The organism is Microbulbifer pacificus, from assembly GCF_033723955.1.
GTDB classification, from domain to species: domain Bacteria; phylum Pseudomonadota; class Gammaproteobacteria; order Pseudomonadales; family Cellvibrionaceae; genus Microbulbifer; species Microbulbifer pacificus.
In genome coordinates, this window is the sequence record NZ_CP137555.1 from 2,888,583 (window position 1) to 2,909,376 (window position 20,794).

Here is a 20,794-nt window from a genome sequence, read left to right on the forward strand (position 1 = left end):
AAAAACGCCGCAGCCAAAAAAAAAGCCGCGGCCAGTTAAATAAAACGCCGTTGGCAAATTAATAGAGTGCGAAATGTTCGAGCATCAAACCTGGTCTGAATTTTTTTCCCAGCTCGGCCCCATGGGCTGGCCTTTGTTGCTGGCGTCTGCGCTGGCGTTGGCGGTGTTGGGGGAGCGTCTGTGGTTTCTGTTGGGCACGGCGCACCGCGGCATCAGCGGCTCATTCAAGCGTCTGCAATGTACCGCCGAATCCGATCTGGATGCGCTAGCGCGCGCGTGTGAACGCGAGCGCGCGCTGGCGAGCCGCGCCACCGCACTGCTGCTGCAGCACCGTAACGTTCACAAGCCGCAGCGCGAGGAGATCGCCGCGGTGTGGCTGCAGGACCAACGCCGCCAGCTGCACAGTGGCCTGCGCCTGCTGATGGTGATCGGTGTCATCAGCCCGCTGATGGGGCTACTGGGTACGGTGCTGGGGCTGATCGGTATGTTTGCCTGCATCGAAGGCAGCAGCGAGTCGGTGACCCCGGCGCTGCTGGCGGATGGCCTTGGCATGGCGTTGAGCACCACGGCCGCCGGCCTTGTAGTGGCGCTGCCGGCCATTGCCGGTGCGCACCTGCTGGCAATCTGGAGCGACCGCGTGGTGGCGGACCTGGAACACCTTTTCAACCGCGGCAACCTGTGGCTGCAGGGGCTGGATCCCTGCTGCAAAGGCCCGGATGCGTGCGCGCGCGAAGCGGTCAACCTGGCGGTGCCGGCGCCGTGATCAGCATCAATCCCGCGGGCCGGGGGGAGTTCTCCCTGGCCAATCTGGCACCGGATCTGACGCCGCTGCTGGACATCATTTTCATCGTGCTGGTGTTCCTGCTGCTCACCGCGAATATGCGTCTGGCATCACTGCCCATGGACCTGCCTGCGAGTGAGCATGTGGCGGCGGTGTTGCCGGTGGACCCGCTCACCGTGTCGCTGTCCAATCGCGGCCCGGATCTTTGGGGCATAGACGATCGCCGCTACCGTTCGCAGGCGGAATTTGAGCAGGCACTGGTGGCCGCACTGGCGGCGGCGCCGGAGCGCCCGGTGGCGCTGGCCTCCGACCGCAATGTGCCGGTGCAGCGCATGCTGGATCTGTTGGCGTTGCTGCAGAAGCGGGGGGTGGAAGTGGCCGAGATTGCGCTGCAGCCCGGCGCCGCCCACTCACCGTAAATCGTTTGCCATAACCACTGTTTAATCGACTGGATTCGAAACATGAGATTTTCCATGCCCCGACTGCCGAAGTGCTCGCTGTACCACTGGATCTTTGTCGCTGCGCTGATGTTTAGCGGCAGCGCCGCCGCTGCGGCGCCGGAGCGGGTGATCAGTGCCGGTCACTCCATCACCGAACTGGTACTGGCGCTGGGGGGCGGCGACAGCCTGATCGCGGTGGATTCTTCCACCCGTCTGCCGGCGGATTTTCGCCCGCTGCCGGTGGTGGGTTATTACCGGCAATTGCCGGTGGAGGGCCTGTTGGCGCAGAACCCGCAGTTACTGGTGGGGGGCGACCATATGGGGCCTGCGAATACCCTGAAGTTGTTACAGGAGTCCGGGGTAAGTGTGTTGCAGTTGCCGGAAGCGGAAACTGGCGAACAGCTACTGGAAAACATTGATCGACTTTCTTCGGCGCTGGAAAAGCCGGCGGCGGCAATCAAACGGCAGGTAGCGGATCAACTGCGATCCCTGAAGCTTGCCAGTAAAGCGTTGGCGCAGCCGCCGCGAGTTCTGTTCGTGCGCGCGCAGCAGGGGCGCGGCCTTAAGGCCGCGGGGACGGGCACCAGCCCGGACAGCCTGATCCGCCTTGCCGGCGGTGTGAATACGGTGGACTTCGACGGTTATAAACAATTGTCGGATGAGGCGCTGCTGGAACTGCGTCCGGACTGGATTCTGTTTTCCAGCGACCAGGCAGAGCAGTTGCAAAACGGCTCGGCACTGCTGGAGTGGCAGCCCCTGTTGAAGCTGACTCCTGCGGGCAGGCGCGGTGCTTTCCTTTCCGTGGATGGTTATGCACTGCTGGGAGGGATTGGTCTCGCCAGCCTCAAGGAAGCAAAAACACTGAACGAAAAATTATCCGCTCGGTGATTTCGCCGTAGTTGGATTGATAGAGGTATCGCGCCGATGGAATTTCGCCTGAGTGATAAAAGCCTGTTGCCGACACTGATCGCACTGCTGCTGGTGGGCAGCTGCGTGTCGCTGGGGGCAGGCGCAATGACCATCGGTTGGCGGGATGTATTGAGCGGTTTGATGCACTGGAGCTGGCCGGGCTTTCTGAATTTCGATGTACCCGAACAGTACGCGCTGGTACTCGGCGAAATTCGCCTGCCGCGCCTGCTGTTGGGGTTGATTGTCGGTGGCACCCTTGGGCTCTGCGGTGCAGTGATGCAGGGGTTGTTCCGCAACCCGCTGGCGGACCCGGGGATTATCGGTGTATCCGCCGGTGCCGGTGTGGGCGCTGCACTGGTGCTGGTGTTTGCCAGTGGAGCGGCGCTGACCACCTTTGCCGGTGGACTGTTCACGGATCTGCACTGGCTGCTGTTGCCGGCGGCGGCGAGCCTCGGTGGGGCGCTTTCCACCTGGCTGGTGTACCGCCTGGGTGATCGCGGCAAATCGGTGGTGATGATGTTGCTGGCGGGGGTCGCCATTAATGCACTGGCCGGCGCCGCCATCGGCCTGCTCAACTACGTGGCGGACGACCGCGCGTTGCGGGATATCACCCTGTGGCAGATGGGCAATCTGGGTGGTGCCACCTGGGGGGCGGTGGCAATGTCTGCGCTGGTACTGGTGATCGCCGCTGCGCTGCTGTGGCGGCGGGCGCCGGCGCTGAATGCACTGCTGTTGGGGGAGTCGGAGGCCCGTCATCTGGGGGTGGATGTGATGCGGCTCAAGCAGTTGATGATTGTGTTGACCGCCGTGGCCATGGGCACTGCGGTTTCCGCGGTAGGCATGATCGGCTTTATCGGTCTGGTGGTTCCGCACACCATGCGCCTGCTGCGCGGGCCGGACTACCGCTTTCTGCTGCCTTACTGTGTGCTCGCCGGTGGCCTGTTGCTGGTACTGGCGGACACCGCGGCGCGCACCCTGGTAGCACCGGCGGAAATGCCGGTGGGTATTCTCACCGCGATACTGGGTGCGCCGTTTTTTATTTACCTGCTGTGGCAACAGCGCCGACAGATTTTTTAGGAAGGCGCCGTGCCGCTAGAAATTTCCAAGCTCGAAATAAAATATCCGCGCGCGGCATCGCCGCTGCTACACCAAATTTCCCTGGATTTCGCCTGCGGTGAAGTGACCGCGCTGCTCGGTCCCAATGGCTGCGGCAAGACATCTCTACTGCGCGCCATCAGTGGCGAGCTGGATTTCCGCGGTCGCGTCCAGCTGTTCGGGCGCCCGCAGGCAGACTGGTTTCGCAGCCCGCAGGATCGCCTGGCCCTCGCGCGCCGCTATGGCCTGCTGCCCCAGCACTCGAATCTCAACTTTGCGTTTACCTGCCGCGAGGTGGTGCAGCTCGGCCTGGCCCCCGGCAGTTTGTCGCGGGCAGAGCAGGGGGAGCGCATCGAGCGCTTTATGCGGCGCACGGACGTGTGGCAGCTGCGCGCCCGGCTTTTCCCCAGTCTCTCCGGCGGTGAAAAACAGCGGGTGCAATTGGCGCGGGTGCTGGCGCAACTGAGCCTTGGAGCCGCCGGCGACGCAAAGATCCTGCTGCTGGATGAACCCACCTCCGCCCTGGATCTCAAACACCAGCACCAGGTTCTGGCGCTGGCGAGGGAAGTCGCCAGAGAAAACACCGCAGTAGTTGCGGTACTCCATGATCTCAACCTCGCCGCCCGCTACGCCGACCGCCTGGTGATGTTGGCCGACGGCCGGGTACAGGCCGACGGCACCCCCGCCGAGCTGCTGCAGCCGGAACTGGTTGAGCGGGTTTACGGTTACCGCGGGCAGCTGGTGAACATGGCTGGTTACCGTGCACTGCTGTAATGCGGTGTAATCCCAAAGCGCTATCTGCCCCAGATGGTTTCAAATAGAATGCCGCCACCAAAAACAACGTATAAACATTTTGGGGTTTTTATGATGAAGAAAGCGTTTGCTGTCGCTGCGCTGGTTTGCTGTTCCGCAGCTGCTCAGGCGTCGGAAGGTGGTTACTGGGGTGGCGTGGGCGGCATCATGAACGTCGATATTGATGGCGACAATCCGTTCAACGCCGGTGTGCGCGCCGGTTACAACTGGGCTTCCGGTTGGGGTGTCGAGGGTGAGCTGACCGGTTCCCTGGCTGATGGTAAAGCGGAGTACCGCTACTGGGGCGGGAACTACGGTGTGGATTACTCCATTACCACGCTCGCGGCATACGGAACTTACCGAAGCAGTGGCCAGATATACTTCAAAGGCAAGCTGGGTGTCCTGAGCGAAACCGTCAAATTTTCTGACGATGGCGACAGTTACAGCGAGAGCGACAGCGGCCTGTCACTGGGTCTGGGCGCAGGTTTTAACCTCAGCGACAACCTGAACCTGGAAGCTGAATACACGGTAGTGGAAGAGGACGTAGGATTTTTCTCCGGTTCTCTGGTTTTCCGTTTCTGATTTTTATTGGTCACTCGACCAACCAAAACGCGGCTTTCAGGCCGCGTTTTGCATTCTGGGCACTCGGGTCCAGCGGGGCAGCGGGTGCCAGTGACTGGCGCATCTCCCGGGCCCTTCCCAACTTGAATAAAGCCCGGTGCTGAATTGAATTTGTTTCACGTGCACCCTTTGCACCGCGGGCTACCCCTTGGTGTACAATGCGCGCCTTTCTGGGGCGGGCCGGTCACAATCAGGTCGGTAAATGCCCTGGTCGAGATTATGCTTGCGCGATCTGCGCCTTATCCGAGGGAATACCATGTTTGATAAATCAGTGACTCTTGCCTCTTACGACGCCGAGCTGTGGGATGCGATTCAGGACGAAGACCGCCGCCAGGAAGAACACATCGAGCTGATTGCCTCGGAAAACTACACCAGCCCGCAGGTAATGGAAGCCCAGGGCACCAGCCTGACCAACAAGTACGCGGAAGGCTACCCGGGCAAGCGCTACTACGGTGGCTGTGAGTACGTCGACAAGGTTGAGACCCTGGCCATCGAACGCGCCAAGGCACTGTTCGGCGCCGACTACGCCAACGTCCAGCCGCACTCCGGCTCCCAGGCCAACGCCGCGGTTTACCAGGCGCTGTGCGCCCCCGGCGACACCGTGCTGGGCATGAGCCTGGCCCACGGTGGTCACCTGACCCACGGTGCCAAGGTCAACTTCTCCGGCAAGATCTACAACGCAGTGCAGTACGGCCTGAACCCGGAAACCGGCGAAGTGGATTACGAAGAAGTGGAGCGCTTGGCGCTGGAGCACAAGCCGAAGATGATCGTGGCCGGCTTCTCCGCCTACAGCCGCATCATGGACTGGGCCAAGTTCCGCACCATCGCCGATAAAGTTGGCGCCTACCTGATGGTGGACATGGCGCACGTGGCCGGTCTGGTGGCCGCGGGTGTTTACCCGTCGCCGGTCCCGCACGCGGACGTGGTGACCTCCACCACCCACAAGACCCTGCGCGGTCCCCGCGGCGGCATCATCATTGCCAAGGCCAATGAAGAGATCGAGAAGAAGCTGAACAGCGCGGTGTTCCCGGGCGGTCAGGGCGGCCCGCTGATGCACGTGATCGCGGCCAAGGCAGTTTCCTTCAAGGAAGCCATGAGCCCCGAGTACAAGGCTTACCAGAAAAAGGTAGTGGAAAACGCCCGCGCCATGGCCGAGACCTTCCTGGATCGCGGCATCAATATCGTGTCCGGCGGTACCGACGACCACCTGATGCTGGTGGACCTGATCGGCAAGGAATACACCGGTAAGGATGCGGACGAAGCCCTCGGCAACGCCAACATCACCGTGAACAAGAACGCCGTTCCCAACGACCCGCGCTCCCCGTTCATCACCAGCGGCCTGCGCGTTGGTACCCCGGCCATCACCACCCGCGGCTTCGGTGTGGAAGAGACCAAGCAGCTGACCAACTGGATCTGCGACATTCTCGACGCACTGGAGAAGGGCAACGCCGACGCGACCATCGCGGAAGTGAAAGCCAAGGTGCTGGAAATCTGCGCCAAGTTCCCGGTATACAAGGGCTGAAACACCTGCCCAGGCTAACCCCAGCCCACAAAAAAGCGACTCCTCGGAGTCGCTTTTTTTATGTCTATTTCGACCACTGCCGTATTTGTTGTTTTTAGCGCTACATCCATTGGTGTCAGATGGGGTCGGTTTGGTCACTTTCCACCTTCTGGCAATTTGTTAGATCAATATTTCTGTATTTGCCTTTCATTTGATTTTTTATTCGATTTTCAGTGGGTTCGACTGTAGAATTGCGCGCTTATATAGCAAATGTGAATAAGTCGGTTGTCATTTATTTCGAAGTGCGCATGCTTCTTGCTGCATCGGCGCGCCTCAAAAATTAACCGTGGACAACAAAAAAATCTAATCCACGGCCCTGCGGTTTTTGGGTCGGAACATTACCTGGCTGTAGGAGAACAACATGCGTAGCCGTAAATCCCTCTCCCCGCTTGCGGGTCTGATGCGACGCCTGGGAGCCGCTCAGGAACTGGCTGACAAGACCGGCATCTCTTCCGATGAGAGTCTCGATATCATCAAAGAAGGTGCCCAGTATCGAGGTGCAAACGCTTCCGAAGAAGGGCGTCGTCAGTTTCTCAAACAGTTGGGAATGGGTGCGGCTGCGATAGGTATCGGCGGTACCGCCAGCACTATTTCTGGGCCAGCGCGCGCAGCCCCCGGTAGCTCAAACCCGGGTCGTGTTGCGGTTATCGGTGGCGGTGTAGCCGGTGTGCGCTGTGCGCATCGCCTGCAGCAGTACGGTATCGCCAGCAAGGTATTTGAAGGCAACACCCGCCTGGGTGGCCGGGTAAACACCAACCGCAGCATTTTCGGACGCCCGGTAGAGCGCGGGGGAGAATTGATCTCCACTGAGCACACCTATGCCCGCAACCTGGCAAGCAACCTGGGGCTGGATGTCGAAGATGTAAACGGCAATGCGGTTCCCGGTGGCAACGAGCTCTACTGGGTAAATGGCCAGCACTACACCGAGCACCAGCTGAATGCAGAGTGGCGCGATGTGTACAGCATCTTTAAGCGCGTCCAGCAGTATGTGCCCTGGGTGCCTACCTATGAAAGCAGCAATGCCATGCATCGCGACCTCGACTATATCGATGTCAACACCTGGCTGGATCAGGTAGGTATCGGTGCCAGCTCCAACATGGGCAAGGTATTCCAGGCGGATATCGTGGCGGAATACGGTATTCAGCCGGAAGAAACCACCGCCCTGAACCTGATCTACCTGCTGGCCTGGAACCCGATCAACACGGCCCTGCCGCTGGCGGGTACCGACGAGCGCTTCCGCATCGCCGGTGGTAACGACCAGTTGGTGACCCGCATGGTGGAAGCACTGCCGGAGGGCACCATTGAAACCGCGCGCAAACTGGTGGCGATTCAAGGGGATATTAACGGCCCGTATAACCTGGTGTTCGAAGACGGCTACGAGTACGCCTGTGATCGCCTTGTGCTGGCGCTGCCTTTCTCCACCCTGAAAGATGTGGAAATCGACTCCCGAATCTACGACGGCTTCCGTCCGGAAAAGCGCATGGCCATCGAACGTATGGCATTTGGTTCCAACGGCAAGATGGCCGTGCACTGCGCATCTCGCCCCTGGACCCAGCCGCAGGTGGTTAACGGTGAAATGTTTACCCCGAACGGTGTGACCTATGTCGGCCGCCCTGAGCTGTTTGATACCTGGGACTCCACCTCGGTAACCGGCTCTACTGACGGTATTCTGGTGAACTTCTTCGGCGGTAATTACGGCAAAGAAATTGGTAGCGATCAGCCGTTCGCGGCGCCCACCAGTGCCGACCTCAATCATTTCCTCGGCATCGTGGACAATGTATTCCCGGGTACCAGCAGTGCGTTCACCGGCACTGCAATGATGTCCAAATGGGCGGCCAACCCCTGGTCCAAAGGCTCATATTCCACCCAGACCTTCGGTGACTACACCGAGTGGTGGGGCGCGGCCGGCTTGCAGGAAGGCAATATCCACTTCTGTGGCGAGCACACAGCGCTGGAGACCTTCGGTTATATTGACGGTGCTATCAGCACTGCCGAACGGGCTGCCAAGGAGATTCACCAGGCCTGATCCGGTCCTACCGGCCCGGCGCCGCTGCAGAGGCGCCGGGTCCGGAAGTTGCACCTGGAATCTGCAGAGCGAGAGTAGACAATGCGTCCAATATCCCATGTATTGGTCATCCTGACCGCCGTTATCGGGCTGAATTTCAATGTGCCGGTGAGTGCGCAGACGAAAGAACTGCACTTCGCCAACTGGTCCGAATCCATCGCCGAAGACACCATCTCCGACTTCGAGGCCGCCACCGGCATCAAAGTGCATTATTTCGAGTTCGACGATATCGAAGAGCTGGAAGAGGTGTGGCTGCAAGAAGGGCGCCGCTTCGACGTCATCGTGCCCGGCTCCGACAACATCCCCAAATACATTGCCGCCGGCCAGCTGCAGAAGCTCGACCGCAGCCGCATCCGAAACTGGTCCCAGAACGATCCCAAATTCATGCAGCGCCTGGCCCTGTTCGACCCGGGCAACGAATATGCAATACCGTACCTCTGGGGTACCGTGGGCATTGGCTACAACGTGCAGGCCGTGCGCCAGGCTTTCGGTGGCCGCTTGCCGGAAGATAGCTGGGATCTGCTGTTCGAGCCGGAAAATCTGGCCAAGCTCGACCATTGCAACGCGACCCTGATGCGCTCACCGGAAGAGATCTTCGACGTCGCGCTGAAATACCTCGATAAAGATCCCAATTCCATGAGCGTTGCCCACCAATACATGGTGGCGAACCTGCTCTCCAAGGTGCGCCTGCACATCACCGACTTTGATTCCGGTGAATACGTGGAAGACCTCGCCAGCGGCAAACGCTGCATCGCCCACGCCTGGAGCGGTGATGTGCTGGAAGCCCAGCAGCAGGCGAAGGAAGCGGGCAAAACCTTTGATATCCGTTACATCATGCCGAAAGAGGGCTTCCCGCTGTGGATCGATGTGGTGTCGGTACCCTCCAACGCGCAAAACCTCGACGCTGCCTACCAGTTCCTGAACTACCTGATGCAGCCGAGCGTGATCGCAACCATTAGCAACGAGACCCAGTACGCCAATGCCAATATGGCGGCCCAGGATCTGGTGGACCCGGAATTGCTCAGCAACCCGATCGTCTACCCCGGCCGCGAGGAAATCGAGCGCACCTGGATCCCCGCCGCCACCAACAACCGCGTACTGGCCCTGCGCCACAAACTGTGGCAACGGATTATCGAGCGCGAAGAGATCTGATTGCGACGGAAAAATCCGAGTCCATTTAGGCTACGAAGTCACTCACCCGGAATAGAAGTAAGGGTGCTGGGGATGGCTTTTCAAAACCGTCGTCGCCATGGATGGCGGCGCCGGAGCGTACATGGATGTACTCGCAGCGATTTTGAAAAGCCATCCCCAGTGGCCTTGCGCCACCTCACTCTCGAGTGGTTACCCCTAACTTTGGGTAGTTCTTGGGCACTACAGGCCTAATTTTTCGCCTTGTGGTAAACTGCCGCCCATTTTCCAAAGGGCCCACTCCCCATGCACTGTCCATTCTGCAGCGCAGAAGAAACCAAAGTCGTAGACTCCCGCCTTGTCGCCGATGGCGACCAGGTGCGCCGTCGCCGCGAATGCCTGCAGTGCCACGAGCGCTTCACCACCTTTGAAACCGCCGAATTGCTGCTGCCGCGAGTGGTGAAGCAGAACGGCCAGCGCGAGCCCTTCAATGAAGACAAGCTCCGTGCGGGCATCCAGCGCGCGGTAGAGAAACGCCCGGTCAGCACCGAGCGGGTAGAAGCCGCCGTTGCCCAGATCAAACACGCTCTGCAGGCCACCGGCGAGCGCGAGCTGCCCGCCATGCATATCGGCGAGCTGGTCATGGAGCAGCTGCGGGAGCTGGACCAGGTGGCCTTCGTGAGATTTGCCTCCGTGTACCGTAGGTTTGAAGACGTCAGCGATTTCAGCGATGAGATCGAGCGCCTCAATACCCGCAAGTCCAAGAGCGAGGAGCGCGGATGAGCCCCAGAGAACTGATGGCCCGTGCGATCCAGCTGGCGGAGCGCGGCCTGTACACCACCATGCCGAACCCCCGGGTCGGCTGCGTGATTGCGGATGCCGAGGGCAATATCCTGGGCGAGGGTTGGCATAAGCGCGCGGGCGAAGGCCATGCGGAAGTAGAAGCCCTGAAGGACGCTGGCGAGAAGGCCGCAGGTAATATCGCCTACGTAACCCTGGAACCCTGCAGTCACAGTGGCAAGACCGGTCCCTGTACTGACGCACTGATCGCCGCGGGCGTCGCCAAGGTGGTGTATGGCATGGAAGACCCGAACCCGCAGGTCAGCGGCAAAGGGTTACAAAAACTGCGCGATGCGGGTATTGAAGTGGAAGGCCCGTTGCTGGAAGAATCCTGCCGCGCGCTGAACCCCGGGTTTATCAAGCGCATGACCCTCGGCCTGCCGCTGGTGCGCTGCAAGTCGGCGATGAGCATCGACGGCCGCACCGCCATGGCCAGTGGCGAATCCAAGTGGGTCACCGGCCCCGCCGCCCGCGCCGATGTACAGCGCCTGCGCGCGCGCAGCTGCGCCATTGTCACCGGCGTGGAAACGGTCCGCCACGACAACCCGAACATGAACGTGCGCGCCGACGAAATTGCCCTGGAGATGCTCACCGCGGAAGCCGCCGCTGAAAAGCAGCCACTGCGGGTGGTGGTCGACAGCAAACTGCGCACCCCGGCCAAGTCCTTTATTTTGCAGGGCGACGCCCCCACATTGTTGGTCACCACCGAAGCATCGGACCCGGAGCGCCGCGCGCGTCTGCAAAAGACCGGGGCCGAGGTGCTGGTGCTGCCGGCGGACAAAGACGGCCGCGTGCACCTGGGCGAACTGCTCAGGGAACTCGCCCGTCGCGAGTGCAACGAAGTGCTGATCGAGAGCGGCGCGACCCTCTCCGGTGCCTTTATGTACCAGGCCCATGTGGACGAAATCATCATCTATGTGGCGCCCAAGATTCTCGGTTCCAGCGCCAGGCCGCTGTTTGAGCTGCCGATCGAACGCATGGGCTCCATGTTGCCCATCACGATTACCGATATGCGCGCCGTCGGCCACGACTGGCGCATTACCGCGACCACGGATATCGAACGCTAGAAGGTAACCCGATTTGTTTACCGGAATCATTGAAGCCGTCGGCACCATCACCGCGCTGCAGCCGAAGGGCGGCGACCTGCGCCTGCGGGTGAACAGCGGCAAGCTGGATCTCGCCGACGTCAAACTCGGCGACAGCATCGCCACCAATGGGGTCTGCCTCACCGTGGTGGACCTTCCCGGTGACGGCTACTGGGCAGATGTGTCCGCCGAAACCCTGGCGGTTGCCAGCCTGAAAAACTGGAAGCTCGGCGACAGGGTCAATCTGGAAAAGGCACTGACGCCCCAGACCCGCCTCGGTGGGCATATGGTGAGCGGCCATGTGGATGGCATCGGCGAAGTGCTGTGGCGCAAGACCACCGCCCGCGCCGAGCAGTTCCGCCTGCGCGCCCCGGACGAACTGGCCAAATACATCGCCCACAAGGGCTCCATCACCGTGGATGGCACCAGCCTCACGGTGAATGCGGTAGATGGCGCCGAGTTCGAACTCACCATCGTGCCCCACACCATCGCGGAAACCGTGATCGGTGGTTACCAGGCGGGTACGAAAGTGAACCTGGAGGTGGACCTGATAGCGCGCTACCTCGAGCGGCTACTCTTGGGGGATGCCGCGGCCAAGCCCAAAAGCGACGGACTGACCATGGAATTCCTGGCCCAGCACGGTTTTTACAAAGCCTGAATATCGTTCGGGTCGATTATCTGTTCCTACGGGAAACACCAGGTAAGCCCAACAGACTTGCCAAATACGATTTGAGAGAGTTATGGAACTGAACAGCGTTGAAGAACTGATCGACGACATCCGCCAGGGCAAAATGGTCATCCTGATGGACGACGAAGATCGCGAGAACGAAGGCGATCTGGTGATGGCCGCCGAGCAGGTCCGTCCCGAAGACATCAACTTCATGGCCACCCACGCCCGCGGCCTGATTTGCCTGACCCTGAGTGCAGAGCGCTGCAAACAGCTCGAGCTGCCGCTCATGTCCCGCGACAACGGCGCCCAGTTCAGCACCAACTTCACCGTCTCCATCGAAGCCGCCGAAGGCGTAACCACCGGTATTTCCGCTGCCGATCGCGCCCGCACCATTCGCGCCGCCGTCGCCCGCAACGCCAAACCATCCGACATCGTGCAGCCCGGCCACATCTTCCCGATCCGCGCACAGCCGGGCGGAGTACTGAGCCGCGCCGGCCACACCGAAGCGGGCTGCGACCTCTCGCGCCTCGCCGGTTTCGAACCCGCCGCCGCCATCGTCGAAATCATGAACGCCGACGGCACCATGGCGCGCCGCCCGGATCTGGAAAAATTCGCGCAACAGCACAATCTCAAGATCGGCACCATCGCCGACCTGATCAACTATCGCGCCCTCAACGAGAAAACCGTCGAGTGCGTCAACGAGCGCAAGGTGCACACCGAGTTTGGCGAATTCAAACTGCGCACCTACCTCGACAAAGCCCGCCGTGAGCGCCACTTCGCGTTTTACCTCGGCGACTTCAAACCGGAAGAGCCCACCCTGGTACGGGTCCACGTCGCCAGCACCCTGCGCGACGTCTTCAGCCTGCGCCGCGGCGACGAGAAATACGCACCCTGGACCTTCCGCAGTGCACTGAAAAAAGTCGCGGAAGAGGGCAAGGGCGTTGTGGTCGTTATCTGCCACAACGAAACCACCGATGAAATCGAAGACAGCATCGACTGGCTGATCAGCGGCAAGCAACAGCGCCCGAGCCAGGACCTGGTGTACAAACAGGTGGGCACCGGCTCGCAGATTCTGCGCGACCTGAAAGTGCGCAAAATGCGTTTGATGAGCGCGCCGTTCAAATTCAGTGCTATTTCCGGCTTCGATCTCGAAGTCGAGGAATACCTGAACGCCGAAGAAATTTAATCGGTTAGGTAAAACTCAAACCTGCAAATCGAAGGTGACGTGCCGGGGCGAGCTTTTCAGGACCGTCGCAAACAGGGATGTTTGCGACGGAGCGTACAGGGATGTATTCACAGCGGTCCTGAAAAGCTCGCCCCGGTGCGGCACCGCCACTGCATCAGCTACGAAGCACGAGTATCTGGCAGTGGGGAAAAATTAGAAAACGGAAGAAAAGATCATGAGCAATATCAAAGTCATCGAAGGGGATTTCGTAGGCTGTACCGGTAAATTCGCGCTGCTGGTCAGTCGCTGGAACAGCTTCGTCGTGGAAAGCCTGAAAGACGGCGCGCTGGATACCCTGCGTCGCAAAGGCATCAAAGACGAAGATATCACCATCTACTACGCCCCCGGTGCCTTCGAATTCCCGCTGGCCGCGCAGAAAATTGCCGAAACCAAAAAATTCGACGCGGTAATTGCATTGGGCGCCGTCATCCGCGGCGGCACCCCGCACTTCGAATACGTCGCCGGCGAATGCACCAAAGGCCTCGCCCAGGTATCCATGAACACCGGCATCCCTGTGACCTTCGGCGTGCTGACCGTAGACTCCATCGAACAGGCCATCGAACGCTCCGGCACCAAAGCCGGCAACAAAGGCTGTGAAGCCGCGGAAACCGCCCTGGAAATGGTTTCCCTGCTGGGCAAAATCTGACTGAGAAACGACTGAAATGACCGTAACCGCATCCGCCCGCCGCAAGGCCCGCCACTACGCCATGCAGGCGCTGTACCAGTGGCAAATGGCCGGCGCCAGCCTCAATGCCATCGAAGCCGAGTTTCATACCGACAACGATATGAGCAAAACCGACGTGGCCTACTTCCGTGAGCTGCTCCACGGCGTGGCGAAAAACCTCGACGACGTCGAAGGCACCTACGCCCAGTACCTCGACCGCAGTGTCGAAGAACTGGACCCGGTGTCCCGCGCCCTGCTGCGTATGTCCACCTACGAACTGAAAAGCCGTATCGACGTACCCTACAAGGTCGTGATCAACGAATCCGTCGCACTGGCGAAGAAATTCGGGCCCACCGACGCCTTCAAATTTATCAACGGCATCCTCGACAAGGTTGCGGCCAAAGAGCGCAGCGTCGAAGTCAAAGCCGATAAAGGCTGACACCCTCGCCATGGCCGGGCCCGGTGAATTTGAACTGATTCGGGATTATTTCTCCTCCCGCTTTCAGCCAGACGCAGAAAGCACTTCACAGGGTACTGGTGTGGAACTCGGCATCGGTGACGACTGCGCCCTGCTGATCCCGCCCGCCGGCAAAATGCTCGCCACCAGTGTGGATACGCTGGTGGCGGGTGTGCATTTTCCTGAGAATGCCGACCCCTACCGCATCGCCAGCCGCGCGCTGCGTGTGAACCTCTCCGACCTCGCCGCCATGAACGCGGAACCCCTGTGGTTTACCCTGGCGCTTACCCTGCCGGAAAGCAGTGATACCTGGCTGGAGCCATTCGCACGCGGACTCGCCGATACCGCGCATCAATTCGGCATTACCCTGGTGGGTGGCGACACCACCAAGGGCCCGCTGTCGATCACCATCCAGGTTACCGGTGCCTGCGATAAGCCCCTGCGGAGGGATGGTGCCGGCGATGGCGATATCGTGTTCGTGTCCAATGACCTCGGCGCGGCCGCCGCGGCTCTGCCCCTGGTGCTCGGGCAGATGAACGGCAGCGAGCGGCAGCAACAGCTGGCCGACGCCGCCTATTATTTTCCCGAGCCTCAGTTCGGCACCGCCCGTGCGATCGGCGAGTATGCCAGTGCTGCACTGGATATTTCCGACGGCTTGCTCGGGGATATCGGGCATATCTGCAATGGGAGTGGGCTCGGTGTCGAGCTGTATCTGGAAAAGGTGCCGCAGGCGGAACTGGTCGCAGAAATAAAAGGTAATGGTGCAGACGCACTGGAAGCGGCACTCACCGGCGGCGACGATTACCAGCTGTGTTTTACCGTCCCGGAAAAACATTTGGCCGCAGTCGCCGGCCTGCAACTGCCGCTGACCGCGATTGGTCGCATGACCGCCGAGCGGGGTGTGCGCTGTATGTTGAATGGTGAACCCTGGCAGCCGCACGGCACCGGTTACCGGCATTTTTGAGCGGTGGAGAACGAGAACAAGATGACTCCGACATTTTCCCAACTGATCCGCAGCCCGGTGCTGTTCCTCGCGTTCGGCTTTGGCTCCGGCCTTGCCAAAAAGGCCCCCGGCACCTTTGGTACCCTCGCCGCGGTACCCCTGTGGTATGGGCTGCAATTCCTGTCGCCGCTGGCATACATGGCGGTGATCGTTATCACCTTTGCCCTCGGCTGCTACCTGTGCGGGGCCGCCTCGACAAAGCTCGGTGTACACGACCACGGCGGCATTGTGTGGGATGAATTCGTCGGTTACTGGATCACCATGTTCATGGCGCCGGCGGGCTGGTTGTGGGCGCTGTACGGCTTTGTACTGTTCCGGATTTTCGATATTGCCAAACCCCAGCCCATCGGCTGGGCCGACCGCAAGGTACACGGTGGTCTGGGAATCATGCTCGACGATATACTTGCGGGCATCTACGCCGCGCTGGTGTTACAGGGCACGGCTTATCTGATCAGCCATTTTTAAGGCAGGACGCCCGGGACCATGGCCATGAAAGCACTGCACATATTGCTCGCCTTATTGACCCTGTCGGCATTGCCGCCGTTGGTCTTCGCGCAGCAGGTGCGTCTGCAGGCCATTTTCGGCACCAGTGCCATGTTCGACATCGACGGCCGCCAGCGGCTGTTGAAGTCCGGCAAAACATCGCCGGAAGGCGTGAAACTGCTGTCGGTCACCAGTGATTATGCCGTGGTGCAGATCGACGGGCGCGAACAGAAATTAACCCTGGCGTCACCGGTGGCGGCGAGTTACGCCACGGTGGACCGGGCGGAAGTCCGCTTGAACCCCGACAGCCGTGGCCACTACAACACCACGGCGTGGATCAATGGCCGCCGGGTGGATGTGATGGTGGATACCGGCGCGAGCAGTATTGCGTTCAACTATCCCACGGCCAAAAGTCTCGGCCTGGACCTGACTCGTGCGCAGCCGATCACGGTGTCCACCGCAAGCGGCGTTGAGCGGGCTTACCGGCTGCAATTGAGCAGCGTCACCATTGGCGGCATCACGGTGCACAATGTGGAGGCGACGGTGCTGGGCAATGATTTTCCGCAGGTGACCCTGCTGGGTAACAGTTTTTTGAGCCGCGTGGATATGCAGCAACGGGATGGTCTGTTGCTGCTGCGCGCGCGCGATTGATGGAATACGAGGTATCGGTTTGACCATTCGCTACGTGGAATCCTCCAAGCTGCCTACTTCCTGGGGCATGTTCAATATGCACGGTTTCGAGGAAGTGGAAACGGGCAAGGAGCACGTCGTCCTGACGATGGGCGATCTGGATACGGATGAGCCGGTGCTGGCCCGGATTCACTCTGAGTGTCTGACGGGGGATGCGCTGTTTTCCCTGCGCTGCGATTGCGGTGCGCAGTTGCAGTATGCGTTGCACCGTATTGCCACTGAGGGCCGCGGGGCAATTTTCTATCTGCGTCAGGAGGGTCGCGGTATCGGGCTGCTGAACAAGATTCGGGCCTATCATCTGCAGGATGCGGGTGCGGATACGGTGGAGGCCAATGAGCAGTTGGGCTTTGGTGCGGATATGCGGGATTACTCGATCCTGAAGCCGATGATTGAGCATCTGGGTATCAAGTCGATTCGGTTGATGACGAATAATCCTCGCAAGGTGAAAGCGCTGCAGGATTTGGGCATCGAAGTTACCGAGCGTTTGCCGCATCAGTCCGGTCGCAACCCCCACAATCTGAATTACCTCTCTACCAAGAAGGGCAAGCTCGGCCATCTCTTCGATGATGAAGAGAAGTAATCCTCCGCTTCCCGTTCTAATAACCTGAAGTAGCGGCACTGCTACCGGGGATTGGCTTGCGAGACACGGGCTAGGCGCCCCCCCTCAACCCATCCCTGGGGGCTCTTCCGCGAGGTGGCCCGGCCGCTCCATGTATTCGCGGCGCCTTCGGCCCCTCTCGCGGAAGGTTTCGCATAAAGCCCCCGGCAGCAGTCTCTTCACTTCGACCTTTTAGCTTCGTTAGAACCTTGAGAAAAAGTTTTTAAGGCGCTTCAGCAGGTGTGATACCGCTTCCTCTCTATCTCCCTTCGACTTCTCAATCTCGTCCCGGGTTTCGACAAACACAGCTGTGCTTCTTCCCGGCAGGGTGAAGGTTCCTGTGTCGTGATCGAACGCAGTATTTTGCAGTGCTGAATCCGCCGAGTTGCGTTGCAGCGGGTGCAGTTTCAGCTTGGCGCCGGCGAGGGCTTCGCTCGAGAAGGTGACAGTTTCCTTGTCGCCGTTGAACAGCACAACGATACGCTGGTAGCGACGGTCGATGTCACCGGTCTGGTCTTGCAGCTGCATCGCGATCAGTCCCGGTACCTGCTCCGGACCGGTATTGAGGAAACTCAGGTGATCCTGGATTTGCTCGGCGGTGGTCAGGCGGAACAGTGGGGAGCTGTTGCGGATGGCCAGTTGCTCGCGGAAGATCGCGGCGGTCTGTTCGCGGTGGGATTTTTGCGGGGTGAGCGCGGGGTTGGCGAGCAGTGGCTGCATGATCCACCAGCTGTCCCGGTTTTTATCCGCAATGGGCAGGCCTTTGCCCCAGTTGCTGGTTTCCAGTGAGAAGTCCATGGCGTTGAACCAGTCGCCCGAGTTGTAGCTGTCGCGGTCCATGGATTTGGAGCGCAGGATGTCCTGGCCAGCGTGGATAAATGGAATGCCCTGGGCGAACAGCACTAGTGAGTTGCTGAAGGCCTGTATGCGTGCGCGGTCTTCGATGGTGGCGGTGCTGTTGGCCTTGATCTGGATGCCGTCGAATAGGGTTTCATTGTCGTGGGCGGCGATGTAGTTGATGGATTCCTGCGGGTCGGCAGTGTATCCGGTGGGCTGGCCGTTGTAGATCAGCTGTTCGCCGTTGGTGGTGTTGCCGTAGGAATCGGTGACGCTGTAGTGCTTCAGGTTGCCGGCGAGGGATACACGCACCTTGTCCGCCAATGTCAGCAGAGTCTGGCGTTCGTCACCCCAGAACTTTCCGTTGCTATCGGTAAACAGGCCGTTGCCAAAACCCTGCTCCTCAAATCCGCCGAACGGATTACCGCCGCGTACGCTGTCGCGCAGGCGGTCGTTGAAGGTGCCGATGCCGGTGCCGGCCATGTTGCCCTGGCGCGCCTGTGGGAAGCGCGCGTCATTGGCGACTTCGCCGAAATTCCAGCCCTCGCCGTAGAGATAAATATCGCGGCCATCCACGCCCGCAGTGCGCGGTGTCAGTGCGTCGAGCATGGCGCGGGTTTTAAGCAGGTTGTCGAGGCTGTGGTGGCCCATCAGGTCGAAGCGGAAGCCGTCCACCTTGTAGTCCTTTGCCCATACTTCCATCGAGTCCAGCATGAGTTTTTCCATCATGCGGTGTTCGCTGGCGGTGTTGGCGCAGCAGCTGCTCATCTCGACGCCGCCCTCGTTATTACGGCGGTGGTAATAGCCGGGGACGATCTTGTCCAGCACGGAGTTCTGGTACTGACCATAGGAACTGGTGTGGTTGTAGACCACGTCCATCACCACGCGCAGGCCGCTGCGAGAGAGGCTCTGCACCATTTCACGGAATTCACGGATACGCGCAGTGCCGCTGGCGTCGGTGGCGTAGCTGCCTTCCGGTACGGTGAAGTGCAGCGGGTCGTAACCCCAGTTGAAACCATCGCTGTCACGGGTGTTGTTGACCGCTTCCTGCTGTTCGCTGCCATCTGCAGCGTACATGGAAAGATCGCCGACCTGTTGCTGTTGTGCTTTGTCTTCATTCACCGTGGCAAAGTCGAAGGCGGGCAGCAGGTGGATGTGGGTCATGCCTGCCTTTGCCAGCTTTTTCAGGTGACGCATGCCATCGCTATTTTTTTCGGTGAAGGCTTTGAAGGTGCCGCGCTCGCTTTGCGGCACGGTGTCATCCGCGATGGAAAAATCCCGCACATGCAGTTCGTACACGGAAATGTCTTCGGGATTTTTGAGTTTCGGTTTGCGCAGGTGGCGCCAACCCGATGGCTGCAGGTCGCGGTCATTCAGGTTGATGATCTGGCTCTTGCCGCTGTTGATGGAGAGGCCGAGGGAGTAGGGGTCGGTAACCAGGTTGGTTTCGATCTTGTCGGAGAAATAGGAAAAGACTTCCACTTCATACAGGTAGTAAGCGCGGTCCCATTCCTTGCCGACCTGTGCCTGCCAGGCGCCATCCCGTTGTGTCATTTCCACCACCATATCGGCGGCGCTGGACTGGGGGTTGTTGAACAGGTGCAGTTTTACCGAGCGCGCAGTGGGTGCCCAGAGGGCGAAGTCCACAGCGTTGTCGCCGACACTCGCACCCAGTTTTCCAGCGTAATAAAAACCGTCGTCGAGCAGGCCGGCGAGCTGGATGCCGGTGGCATCCTTGAGCCGCCCCTCGCTATCGTAATGCGCAAGCGCCACCTGGCCGGTGATCAATGCCGCAGGATCAATGTCTGCGTCGAGGGTGAACGTGCTGTGGCCATTGAGATGCGGAAATTTCTGCAGGGTATCCGCCGACAAGCTGCCGGGGCTGAGCGGATAACTGGCATCGGCATCGATGCCGTCCGGGGTGATCTGCAGATTACCTGCGGCACTGTAGAGCAGTTTTACCTGGTCGCCATCGGCGGGGCTGATATTCCAGGCAAAATGCTTGGCGTCGAGCCAGTGGGCCTTTTCCTGGGTGAGATCGCCGCGGGGAATACCATTGGTGCTAATGACCACCTGTTTACTATTGGCGTCGAAGGCGAAATAAATTTCGTCACCATCGCTGGGCACAGTAAAAGCAATATTGCCACCGTTATTGCCGTAGCTCTCGCTCCAGCCTTCATTGAGCGCGACTTTGAATTCGTAATTGCCGGCGGGAATGCCTGACGTCAGAAAGGTATAGATCCCATCGCCATCGCTGTCCTGCATCCAGCTGCGCAAACAGTCCGGTTGCCAGTCACCGGGGCAACCGAGCTCACTCTGGAAATTGCCCGCCACAGTGGCGATGGTGCTGTTGGCACTGCTGGTGATCCAGTGGCTTTCATGGTCGTAGTAAAACTTTACGTCGGTGCTTTCAGCCAGCTGCAATCCGATATTGCCGCCATTGCGGTAACCGTTTGCACCGTAGTTCTCATCCCAGCTGCCGTTCAGGGCCGCTTTGTATTCCCAGTTGCCGGCGGGCACGCTGAAGATCCCCAGCCATTTGTCGTCGGCGGCGTCGTAGCCGAGCTGGGTGACAGAGCATTCGGGTTGCCAGTCTCCGGGGCAGCCCAGTGCCATTTGCAAATTGCCAGGAATACCGACGCTCACGGGATTGGGGGTATCGGATGCGATGGCGAGATTGGCGTGCAGGATGGCCTGGGACAACAGGCTGGCAGTCAGGAGCAGGCCGGCGGCGCGGGGATGCGCGGTACGGGTCGCGTGCATGGGATTCTCTCTGTTTCGATTTTTGTTATTTGTGTCTACAGGGCATCGCCTGCCCGCGACCATTGAACGGAAGTTGGACGCTGCCTG

Annotated in this window: 20 protein-coding genes; 19 read left to right on the top strand and 1 reads right to left on the bottom strand. The window is 59.9% G+C overall.

The genetic code is table 11. The annotated features are described in order from the left end of the window. Positions 1-73: 73 nt before the first annotated feature. From R5R33_RS12400 to ribA, 19 genes are all read left to right on the top strand, one after another. Complete coding sequence (locus R5R33_RS12400) at positions 74-763, top strand: MotA/TolQ/ExbB proton channel family protein (RefSeq protein WP_318953017.1); 690 nt, start codon at positions 74-76, stop codon at positions 761-763. Beyond that, positions 760-1,200, top strand: a complete 441-nt coding sequence (locus R5R33_RS12405; RefSeq protein WP_318953018.1) for an ExbD/TolR family protein — start codon at positions 760-762, stop codon at positions 1,198-1,200. Before R5R33_RS12400 ends, R5R33_RS12405 begins: the two co-directional genes overlap by 4 nt. Positions 1,201-1,242: 42 nt before the next feature. Then, entirely contained in the window at positions 1,243-2,109 is an 867-nt protein-coding gene (locus R5R33_RS12410; protein ID WP_318953019.1) for a heme/hemin ABC transporter substrate-binding protein, read from the top strand. Between the two features lie 36 nt (positions 2,110-2,145). Next, complete coding sequence (locus R5R33_RS12415) at positions 2,146-3,207, top strand: FecCD family ABC transporter permease (RefSeq protein ID WP_318953020.1); 1,062 nt, start codon at positions 2,146-2,148, stop codon at positions 3,205-3,207. Positions 3,208-3,216: 9 nt separating this feature from the next. Beyond that, positions 3,217-3,999, top strand: coding sequence for a heme ABC transporter ATP-binding protein (locus tag R5R33_RS12420; RefSeq protein ID WP_318953021.1), 783 nt, complete (start codon positions 3,217-3,219; stop codon positions 3,997-3,999). 90 nt (positions 4,000-4,089) lie between these two features. Then, positions 4,090-4,599 carry a porin family protein gene (locus tag R5R33_RS12425; RefSeq protein ID WP_318953022.1) on the top strand — a complete coding sequence of 170 codons (510 nt, stop codon included), beginning with the start codon at positions 4,090-4,092 and terminating at the stop codon, positions 4,597-4,599. Between the two features lie 295 nt (positions 4,600-4,894). Continuing rightward, positions 4,895-6,160 carry a serine hydroxymethyltransferase gene (glyA, locus tag R5R33_RS12430; RefSeq protein ID WP_318953023.1) on the top strand — a complete coding sequence of 422 codons (1,266 nt, stop codon included), beginning with the start codon at positions 4,895-4,897 and terminating at the stop codon, positions 6,158-6,160. A gap of 400 nt (positions 6,161-6,560) precedes the next feature. Beyond that, entirely contained in the window at positions 6,561-8,225 is a 1,665-nt protein-coding gene (locus R5R33_RS12435) for a flavin monoamine oxidase family protein (RefSeq protein ID WP_318953024.1), read from the top strand. Positions 8,226-8,306: 81 nt separating this feature from the next. Beyond that, positions 8,307-9,416 (top strand): extracellular solute-binding protein, encoded by a 1,110-nt coding sequence (locus tag R5R33_RS12440; RefSeq protein WP_318953025.1) that lies wholly within the window; start codon positions 8,307-8,309, stop codon positions 9,414-9,416. A 282-nt stretch (positions 9,417-9,698) separates the two neighbouring features. Further along, on the top strand, positions 9,699-10,175 hold the full coding sequence (gene nrdR, locus R5R33_RS12445; RefSeq protein WP_318953026.1) for a transcriptional regulator NrdR: 477 nt from the start codon (positions 9,699-9,701) through the stop codon (positions 10,173-10,175). Next, on the top strand, positions 10,172-11,299 hold the full coding sequence (gene ribD / locus R5R33_RS12450; RefSeq protein ID WP_318953027.1) for a bifunctional diaminohydroxyphosphoribosylaminopyrimidine deaminase/5-amino-6-(5-phosphoribosylamino)uracil reductase RibD: 1,128 nt from the start codon (positions 10,172-10,174) through the stop codon (positions 11,297-11,299). The genes nrdR and ribD overlap by 4 nt, the downstream gene beginning before the upstream one ends. Positions 11,300-11,312: 13 nt before the next feature. Beyond that, positions 11,313-11,975 (top strand): riboflavin synthase, encoded by a 663-nt coding sequence (locus R5R33_RS12455; protein WP_318953028.1) that lies wholly within the window; start codon positions 11,313-11,315, stop codon positions 11,973-11,975. A gap of 82 nt (positions 11,976-12,057) precedes the next feature. Further along, positions 12,058-13,173, top strand: coding sequence for a bifunctional 3,4-dihydroxy-2-butanone-4-phosphate synthase/GTP cyclohydrolase II (gene ribBA / locus R5R33_RS12460; protein ID WP_318953029.1), 1,116 nt, complete (start codon positions 12,058-12,060; stop codon positions 13,171-13,173). A gap of 214 nt (positions 13,174-13,387) precedes the next feature. Continuing rightward, positions 13,388-13,858, top strand: a complete 471-nt coding sequence (gene ribH / locus R5R33_RS12465; RefSeq protein ID WP_138235557.1) for a 6,7-dimethyl-8-ribityllumazine synthase — start codon at positions 13,388-13,390, stop codon at positions 13,856-13,858. A gap of 16 nt (positions 13,859-13,874) precedes the next feature. Continuing rightward, on the top strand, positions 13,875-14,315 hold the full coding sequence (nusB, locus tag R5R33_RS12470) for a transcription antitermination factor NusB (RefSeq protein WP_318953030.1): 441 nt from the start codon (positions 13,875-13,877) through the stop codon (positions 14,313-14,315). Positions 14,316-14,325: 10 nt separating this feature from the next. Next, positions 14,326-15,297, top strand: coding sequence for a thiamine-phosphate kinase (gene thiL / locus R5R33_RS12475; RefSeq protein ID WP_318953031.1), 972 nt, complete (start codon positions 14,326-14,328; stop codon positions 15,295-15,297). A gap of 21 nt (positions 15,298-15,318) precedes the next feature. After that, the gene (locus R5R33_RS12480) at positions 15,319-15,801 is read left to right on the top strand and encodes a phosphatidylglycerophosphatase A family protein (RefSeq protein WP_318953032.1); all 483 of its coding nucleotides are present in this window, start codon (positions 15,319-15,321) and stop codon (positions 15,799-15,801) included. A gap of 24 nt (positions 15,802-15,825) precedes the next feature. Beyond that, positions 15,826-16,470, top strand: a complete 645-nt coding sequence (locus R5R33_RS12485) for a retropepsin-like aspartic protease family protein (protein WP_318953033.1) — start codon at positions 15,826-15,828, stop codon at positions 16,468-16,470. Positions 16,471-16,489: 19 nt separating this feature from the next. Beyond that, positions 16,490-17,089, top strand: a complete 600-nt coding sequence (ribA, locus tag R5R33_RS12490; RefSeq protein WP_318953034.1) for a GTP cyclohydrolase II — start codon at positions 16,490-16,492, stop codon at positions 17,087-17,089. Positions 17,090-17,308: 219 nt separating this feature from the next. Here the strand turns inward: ribA and pulA are convergent, their stop codons facing one another. Next, positions 17,309-20,707 carry a pullulanase-type alpha-1,6-glucosidase gene (pulA, locus tag R5R33_RS12495; protein ID WP_318953035.1) on the bottom strand — a complete coding sequence of 1,133 codons (3,399 nt, stop codon included), beginning with the start codon at positions 20,705-20,707 and terminating at the stop codon, positions 17,309-17,311. Positions 20,708-20,794: the final 87 nt, after the last annotated feature.

Coding starts and splice junctions, on each gene's coding strand:
- R5R33_RS12400 (WP_318953017.1), top strand. CDS start 74: ATGTTCGAGCATCAAACCTGGTCTGAATTTTTTTCCCAGCTCGGCCCC.
- R5R33_RS12410 (WP_318953019.1), top strand. CDS start 1,243: ATGAGATTTTCCATGCCCCGACTGCCGAAGTGCTCGCTGTACCACTGG.
- R5R33_RS12415 (WP_318953020.1), top strand. CDS start 2,146: ATGGAATTTCGCCTGAGTGATAAAAGCCTGTTGCCGACACTGATCGCA.
- R5R33_RS12425 (WP_318953022.1), top strand. CDS start 4,090: ATGATGAAGAAAGCGTTTGCTGTCGCTGCGCTGGTTTGCTGTTCCGCA.
- glyA (WP_318953023.1), top strand. CDS start 4,895: ATGTTTGATAAATCAGTGACTCTTGCCTCTTACGACGCCGAGCTGTGG.
- R5R33_RS12435 (WP_318953024.1), top strand. CDS start 6,561: ATGCGTAGCCGTAAATCCCTCTCCCCGCTTGCGGGTCTGATGCGACGC.
- R5R33_RS12440 (WP_318953025.1), top strand. CDS start 8,307: ATGCGTCCAATATCCCATGTATTGGTCATCCTGACCGCCGTTATCGGG.
- nrdR (WP_318953026.1), top strand. CDS start 9,699: ATGCACTGTCCATTCTGCAGCGCAGAAGAAACCAAAGTCGTAGACTCC.
- ribD (WP_318953027.1), top strand. CDS start 10,172: ATGAGCCCCAGAGAACTGATGGCCCGTGCGATCCAGCTGGCGGAGCGC.
- ribBA (WP_318953029.1), top strand. CDS start 12,058: ATGGAACTGAACAGCGTTGAAGAACTGATCGACGACATCCGCCAGGGC.
- ribH (WP_138235557.1), top strand. CDS start 13,388: ATGAGCAATATCAAAGTCATCGAAGGGGATTTCGTAGGCTGTACCGGT.
- nusB (WP_318953030.1), top strand. CDS start 13,875: ATGACCGTAACCGCATCCGCCCGCCGCAAGGCCCGCCACTACGCCATG.
- thiL (WP_318953031.1), top strand. CDS start 14,326: ATGGCCGGGCCCGGTGAATTTGAACTGATTCGGGATTATTTCTCCTCC.
- R5R33_RS12480 (WP_318953032.1), top strand. CDS start 15,319: ATGACTCCGACATTTTCCCAACTGATCCGCAGCCCGGTGCTGTTCCTC.
- R5R33_RS12485 (WP_318953033.1), top strand. CDS start 15,826: ATGAAAGCACTGCACATATTGCTCGCCTTATTGACCCTGTCGGCATTG.
- pulA (WP_318953035.1), bottom strand. CDS start 20,707: ATGCACGCGACCCGTACCGCGCATCCCCGCGCCGCCGGCCTGCTCCTG.